Origin of the sequence: Mesorhizobium sp. M5C.F.Cr.IN.023.01.1.1 (genome assembly GCF_003997585.1) — a bacterium.
In the GTDB taxonomy this organism is placed as follows: domain Bacteria; phylum Pseudomonadota; class Alphaproteobacteria; order Rhizobiales; family Rhizobiaceae; genus Mesorhizobium; species Mesorhizobium wenxiniae.
Genome location: NZ_RZSU01000040.1, coordinates 50,584 through 57,230, shown reverse-complemented (window position 1 = coordinate 57,230; position 6,647 = coordinate 50,584). Strand labels below are relative to the sequence as shown.

The following is a 6,647-nucleotide window of genomic DNA, read 5'->3' as shown; positions in this document are numbered from 1 at the left end:
CTCGTAGACAATGAAAGCAACTTCTCCACGGCAGGCAGGTTCACTCTAACCTCCGGTCAGCCGGGAGGCACGCAGCGCTGCAACAGTGCTGGCAACATTTCCTGGTGCTTCCTCAAAGCGATCCCTGCCAACGACGGAACCAAGATCACAACCGCCAATCAGGCCAACTATCTTGCAGATGCCAACCTGGCTGTCGGACAGGCGGAAACACGGTTCATCCAGGTGACAGTCGCTCCCCAAGGGTTTGCCGCGATTTTCCCCGCCTCATTTTTGACATCCGGCGCCAGCGACAGCTTCAATGTCGGGGCAGTCGCGGTAGCGGGCTTCACCTCCGGCGTCTGCGATTTCACGCCGGTGTTCATGTGCAATCCTTATGAGATGGATGAAGACGGGACGAATGACGCCGGCGGCTACACGCTTGAGCATGCCGTTTCCAATCCGGCCGTCCGTCGCCGGCTGATCGAACTGAGGAAGGTCGGAAATGGGGCTGCGGCCGGTCCGGGCAACTTCGGCTTCCTCGAGCCTCCGCCAGATGTGGGAAATGGTGCCCAAGCGCTGGCTCAGACGATCGCAACGTCGACGCCGATCGGCTGCTACAATTCCGCGAACGTAACGACAAAGACCGGTCAGAATGCCGGCCCGGTGCAAGATGCCTTCAACGTTCGTTTCGGGATTAGAGCTAACGGCAACCACTTCGACAGCCCCGAATACGGTCCGGCCGCCAATGTCCGAAAAGGGGCGATACGGACCACAGGCAGCGCCAATCAATGCCCTTCTATGAACCAACTTTCATTCACCGAAGCTGGAACGATGGGCCTTCCGCGCGATGCGACAACCCCGTATCTGGCCGGCAGGATGGGCGACGGAAATTGGGATTTCGCCGGCTATTGGAACACCAATTTCGGTTCCGCGGCCTATCCGACGTCATGGGACACAACCAAGCCGACGCGCTATGAGGTCTACCGTTACGAGATCTCGAACGGGTTGGTGGGCACCGCGTCGACCGGTGGAGAGATCGGAACGCCGGCCGCAGCTTGCCAACCGCCTGTCACGACAGTTGATCGTCGTTTGCTTTATGGCGCTATCCTGAACTGCAATGCTCTCGAAGCTGCGGGCAACGGCCTGTCCGGCCACAGCACCAATCTGCCGGTCGAGGCCTTCGGCAGTTTCTTCCTCACTGAACCCGTACCGTCAGCATCGGAAGATGCGTCGGTGATGGTCGAACTGGTCGACGTAACCGGCGGTGCCGGCCAGGGCACGCTCGACAATTTCCTTCGCGACGAAGCCCAACTCTACCGGTGATGGCGATGATCGAAGCGCTGTACCATCATTTCCACAGATTTCGACGCGAGCAGCGCGGCACGGCTCTCGTCGAAATGGCGCTGATCGCGCCGCTGATGCTGATCCTGTCGGCGGGGGTGTTCGAGTTCGGCAATCTGATCCACCAGAAGCTGCTGATGGAGGCCGGCCTGTCTGACGCGGCACGCTTTGCCGCGCGCTGCAACAGCCAGTTGTACACCAAGGCCGGGCTGGCGGCGATCAATTGCGCCGATATCGCCACAAACATCGCGGTGTTCGGCAATGCTGCGGGGACAGGGAGTGCGCGCATCGTCGGCTGGCAGAAGGCGAATGTGACGGTGACCATCGCCGCCTCAGGCTCATGCCATGACGCGGTGGTCGCAGGTGTCACCCTATATCGCGCTACAACTGCACAGGTCTGCATCGTCAGGGCGGCGGGGACGTTGGCCTATAGTGGCATCGGAATGCTGTCTCTGGTCCGCATTGGCCCCATGACGATAAATAGCTCTCACGAGGAGCGGTTGATCCGGTTCTGATCATGATCTGGGGTTTCGCAAAATCGGAAGGCGGCGCGACGACGGTGGAGATGGCCATCGTATCGACACTGCTGTTTGCCCTCGTTCTCGGCTTCGTCGATTTCGGTTACGCCCTCTATCAGTGGAACGCCGCCAACAAGGCCGTGCAGCTCGGCGCACGTCTGGCCTCGATTTCCGATCCGGTTGCCACCGCGCTAGCTACAGCCGCACCGACGACGACACCGGGCGCCCCGGTCGTTGCTGCCGCTTATGGACCCTTCGCCTGCACATACACCGCCGGCACGGGCGTTTGCAGCAATGGCGGCACATTCAATGCCGCCAATTTCAGTCGCATCTTCCGCGGCGATACGGCAGTCACCAATGACGACGCCTGTGTCCCGCTGGCGACAGACCAGCGGCCGGGGATGTGCCATTTCTTTTCAGGCCTGCGGCGCGACAATGTCGTCATTACCTATTCCGCCACCGGCTTGGGCTATCAGACCCGGCTGGGCGGACCGGTGCCGACAATCACCGTCAGGCTTCAGAACCTGACCTTCCAGTTCTTCTTCCTCGGCGGCCTGCTCGGATACGGAAACCTCACCATGCCCTCGATGCTCAGCACAGTCACGGGCGAAGACCTGAGGAGTACATCCCCATGAACGCCATCAACACCAAGGTTCTCCCGACCAAACGAAAGCAGGTGGCGCTGTTTTCGTCGGATCCGCAGTTCAAGCGTGAGGTGGCGACGCGGCTGGACGCGCTGGCCATCTACGACGTCCGAATTTCCGAGACGGTTGACTTCCTCAATGGTCCGCCCCCCGAGACGCGGCCGGGCATCGTCATCCTCGACCTGGCCAATGGCGAGTTGCTCGGCATGCCCGGCATCGTCGCGGCCCGCGCCTTGTGGGCATCCGTGCCGCTGATCGCGGTCTCCGACGAATTGACTTCCGAGCAGACGCGCATCCTTGTCCGCATGAACGCCTCGGACTGGTTGCACAAGCCGCTCGACGCCAAGGAGCTGCTGAACGCGGTCACTTTCCACGACACCGGCAACCAGGGCACCAAGAGCCGCATCATCACTTTCATCAGCGCCAGCGGCGGCGCCGGCGCCACCACGCTCGCTCTGTCGGCTGCGGAATTCCTGGCGTCGAAATCCACCGAACGCGCGGCTTCGACCTGCCTCGTCGACCTCGATTTCCAGAGCGCCAATTGCGGCGCCTACCTCAACCTGTTCAACCAGTTCGACCTGGCCGGCATCATCGGCCAGCCGGAAAGGCTCGATGTCGAACTGATGGACGTCATCAGGCTTTCGCGTCCGTCCGGCCTGACCCTCTATTCATTCGAGAGGCCACAACTGCCGTTTGAGCCGCAGGGCGCCAATTTCGTGTTCCGGCTGCTGGACCTCGTCGCCTACCGGTTCGACGACATCGTCATCGACCTGCCGAATATCGAAACCCCCTGGCAGAATTCCGTGCTTTCGACGAGCGACGAAATCTTCATCGTCTTCGAGCTCAACGTCGCCTCGCTGCGGCAAGGCAAGCGGCTCTACACCAAGATCCGCGAGCTGCGCGGCAATGCGGCGAGCATCACGCTGGTCGCCAACAAGCATAAGCGCAAATGGTTCGGCAACCACTTTTCGCGCCGCGAACTCGAGAAGATCTTCAAGGCGCCACACATCAAGTCGGTCAGCATGGATAATGCGCTGCTGACCGACGCGCTGAACCGAGCCATCCTGCCTTCCGAAGTGGCTGGGCGGGCGCGCTTCAACAAGGACCTGAAGCGGATGTTCAAAGAGCGGCTCGATGACGCAGCCCGGTAGATACCGCATCGTCCCGAGGCTTGCCGGCGCCTGCATCATGGGCCTGGCGTTGGGGATGCCGGCCTGGGAATTCGCCCATGCCCGATCCGCGCTGTCGGACCGGCCGCCGCTGCCGGCAATGGGCCCCAGCCTGCGCAAGGCTGTTGCTCTCCAAACCGTGGAACGACCCGGCACGATCATCATCCGCAAGGACGAGAAGGCACTCTATCTGGTGACCCGGCAGGGCGAGGCGCTGCGCTACCAGATCAGCGTCGGGCGCGACGGCTTTGGCTGGACCGGCATCGTCAAGATCGGGGCGAAAACGAAATGGCCGGAATGGCGCCCGCCCAAGGAAATGCGCGCCCGCCAGCCGGAGCTGCCGGAAATGGTGCCCGCCGGTCCCTACAATCCGCTCGGTGCCAGGGCACTCTATCTGCTGCGGGACGGGCGCGACACGCTCTACCGCATCCACGGCACCAACGATCCCAAGGGCATCGGCTTCGACGGAACATCGGGATGTTTCCGTCTTACCAACACCGATGTGATCGATCTTTTCAAGCGCGTCTCGGTCGGCGCAAAGGTGGTGGTCCAATGACGATGATCAGCGACCCGGACATGCCAGCGATCGACATTGGGCCGGCAACCCACACTGGAGGGCAAGCTGTTGTTGGGAAACCAAGCAATGCAAGGATGATCGGCGTTGTCGCGGTCGGCGCCTTGCTGATCACGGCGGTGAACATAACGGCCGCGGTCTATTTCTACCGCGGCATCAACGATCTGCGCTTTGTCGAACGGCGGCTGGAACAACTCGGATCGTTCGAGCAACGGATCGCAGCCCGGCTTGAGACGGTCAACAACGGCTTTCAAAGCCGGTTTGAAAAACTGGACAGTCAACTGCAGGGCAGCTTCAACGAAGTCAAAGGCAGTATTGCCCGGCTTGAACAGGAGCTGCCCCTGGCCAGTGACGACGACATGTCGAGCATCGCGGAGCCTTCCGTGGTCACGACCAGCACCATGGCGGATGCAGCCACCGATCTCGAAGACCCGACCGAACCCAGTATCGTCGAAGCGCCGCGCCCGCCCAAAAAGAGGATCGCGGCGGCGCTGCCCCCTGCCCCAAACTCGTCCTACCAGCGCATAGTGCAGCCTGACGGCAAGGTCCATTACAAGAAAATCAATTAGAAGCGACAGACATCGAGAGATCGGTTGTGCGCTCAGCTGGATTCCGAGCTGCCGTCACCTTGTTGGCAATGCCGATCGGCAGCGCGATGGCTGTGCCCCGAGCTAGAGATCCCGCTGCAGAGCACAAAGCCGTATGGCGAGCGCTTGGGAACGCTGTCGCGCTTCGCCGAGAAACGCAACATGACAGTAGGCGCAGGCTGCAGCGCCCAGAAGCAGCACCAGGCTGTTCTGCCATGTGAAATCGAGGATCAGCGAGAATGGATGTCCGCTGGGCGCGGTGAATGCCGCAATCGTGCTCGCTGTCTCAGAATGGCTGCCGGAAGCGATCATCAACCCGGCGAAAAGCAGAGCGACGTGGTTGGTAAGGAAGAAGAACGCGGCCGATTTTCTCGTCCGGCAAGCCATCCAGCAGACGATCGACGCGGCGGTCACGATGGCGGCATCAAGGACCATTGAACCGCCCAGATAGAGGTCGACCTGCTGCCAGAACATCGTCGACAAAGGCCGTAGTTCAAGCCAGATCCGCCACATGACGGGGCTGGCCGGATAGGTTCCCAGCAGGAACGTCGCTGCTCGCTCCCCTGCCAGAATCAGAAGGATGAGAGCTGGAAAGGCAAAGAGCAGTAGCGGCTTGCGCGTCATGTTCCCTCGACAATCGATAAGCAGAATAGGCAGCAAAGATTGCGCGAGGCTTAATGGACGGCGCGCTCTTCCCGAATAGAGGCGCTTCTGAGCCACGGCCCCGGGGAGTCGCGGCAAGCAACATTGATCATAGGCGCAGGCGTCCTGCCACAACCGTAGCGAGCCGCTCGCTATGTGCCATTTTCGCTACATTCCCGAAACTTAGCTGCTTTTAGCCGGCGCTGAATCAATAAACCCTCTCACATATTCCAAGAATTGGCGGATAATCTGTCAAAGCACTCGGTGAGAAGGCTTGGCCATATAAAAACGTACAGGGCAGAAGCGTGGGTGGGGTAGAAATGAATACGACAGCCTGGTCGATCAAAAAACGGGTGGGCCCTTTTACCAGGTACGTGTCGCGACAGACAAATCGACGCTCGAACGGGATGGCAAGGCTTTTTCCATCATCCCGGGCATGATCTGCTCAGTCGACATCAAGACGGGACGCAAGACGATCCTGGATTACCTTTTGAAGCCGATCAACAAGGCGCGTCAGGAGGCTATGAGTGAGCGCTAGCGCCACCTCTCCCCCCACCAATCCTGATCCGCTACTCCTGCCGCTCGCCAACGAGGATTTTGCACTGGAATTTCGAGTTGTGGCGCGTGGCGGAATGCGCCGCGGGATCCGCCTGGAGCGGGCTTTTTGGATATCGCTGAAGCGGATGGCTGAGAGCCGGAAGTGCACGATCGGCATGCTGATCGATGAGATAGCCGGAACTCAGGCACAGAACGGCAACCTGACATCGGCAATCCGGGTAGCCTGCATACGCGGTCAGGCGGAGGAAAACGTGACGTTGAGTAAGCTCGCGTCAATAAGGACAATCAACGCCATACTGGTTGCCTGCCCCTCGCCTGCATTTGCCTTGACGTCATCGAAGAAGATCCTGACTTTCAATGTTCCGTTCCAGCAACTGGTGAAGCGCCAACTGCCTTCCGGACCAAACGACGATGCGCGGCACGACCTCAAGCTGGCGCTGGACCTCAACGTTGCCGACATTTTTGCGCGCCTCGACCTCGACGGCGACACTCCGGTCACCAGCGGATTTGTCATCGGCGCTGGCGAACGCCAGTACCGTGGTCAGTTGAGCGCCGTGCGGGCGCCGGTGATCGAGCCGGAGCTGCTGATAGCGTTCGTCTTCGGCTAGAGCAATTCCAGGAAAAGTGTGAACGGT

Annotated in this window: 8 protein-coding genes and 1 pseudogene; 8 read left to right on the top strand and 1 reads right to left on the bottom strand. The window is 60.4% G+C overall.

The annotated features are described in order from the left end of the window. The 6 genes from EOA78_RS17770 to EOA78_RS17745 form a co-directional block, all read left to right on the top strand. On the top strand, nt 1–1,302 hold a 1,302-nt coding region (locus tag EOA78_RS17770; protein ID WP_127316250.1), incomplete at its 5' end, for a hypothetical protein. 5 nt (nt 1,303–1,307) lie between these two features. Then, nucleotides 1,308–1,835 carry a TadE/TadG family type IV pilus assembly protein gene (locus EOA78_RS17765; protein WP_245477559.1) on the top strand — a complete coding sequence of 176 codons (528 nt, stop codon included), beginning with the start codon at nt 1,308–1,310 and terminating at the stop codon, nt 1,833–1,835. A 2-nt stretch (nt 1,836–1,837) separates the two neighbouring features. Continuing rightward, on the top strand, nt 1,838–2,473 hold the full coding sequence (locus tag EOA78_RS17760) for a TadE/TadG family type IV pilus assembly protein (protein ID WP_127316249.1): 636 nt from the start codon (nt 1,838–1,840) through the stop codon (nt 2,471–2,473). Next, nucleotides 2,470–3,633, top strand: a complete 1,164-nt coding sequence (locus EOA78_RS17755; protein WP_127316248.1) for an AAA family ATPase — start codon at nt 2,470–2,472, stop codon at nt 3,631–3,633. Before EOA78_RS17760 ends, EOA78_RS17755 begins: the two co-directional genes overlap by 4 nt. After that, the gene (locus tag EOA78_RS17750) at nt 3,617–4,207 is read left to right on the top strand and encodes a L,D-transpeptidase (RefSeq protein WP_127316247.1); all 591 of its coding nucleotides are present in this window, start codon (nt 3,617–3,619) and stop codon (nt 4,205–4,207) included. Before EOA78_RS17755 ends, EOA78_RS17750 begins: the two co-directional genes overlap by 17 nt. Next, nucleotides 4,204–4,794 (top strand): hypothetical protein, encoded by a 591-nt coding sequence (locus EOA78_RS17745; protein ID WP_127316246.1) that lies wholly within the window; start codon nt 4,204–4,206, stop codon nt 4,792–4,794. The genes EOA78_RS17750 and EOA78_RS17745 overlap by 4 nt, the downstream gene beginning before the upstream one ends. 102 nt (nt 4,795–4,896) lie before the next feature. Here EOA78_RS17745 and EOA78_RS17740 read toward each other — a convergent pair whose 3' ends face one another. Then, nucleotides 4,897–5,532 carry a hypothetical protein gene (locus EOA78_RS17740; RefSeq protein ID WP_245477557.1) on the bottom strand — a complete coding sequence of 212 codons (636 nt, stop codon included), beginning with the start codon at nt 5,530–5,532 and terminating at the stop codon, nt 4,897–4,899. Between the two features lie 250 nt (nt 5,533–5,782). Between EOA78_RS17740 and EOA78_RS37080 the strand changes: the two are divergent. Beyond that, nucleotides 5,783–5,992 (top strand): annotated as a pseudogene (locus EOA78_RS37080) (HlyD family type I secretion periplasmic adaptor subunit); the annotation flags it as partial. Beyond that, a complete protein-coding gene (locus tag EOA78_RS17730; protein WP_127316245.1) occupies nt 5,982–6,620 on the top strand; it encodes a ribbon-helix-helix domain-containing protein in 639 nt (212 codons plus the stop codon). The pseudogene EOA78_RS37080 and the gene EOA78_RS17730, both read left to right, overlap by 11 nt. Nucleotides 6,621–6,647 lie beyond the last annotated feature (27 nt).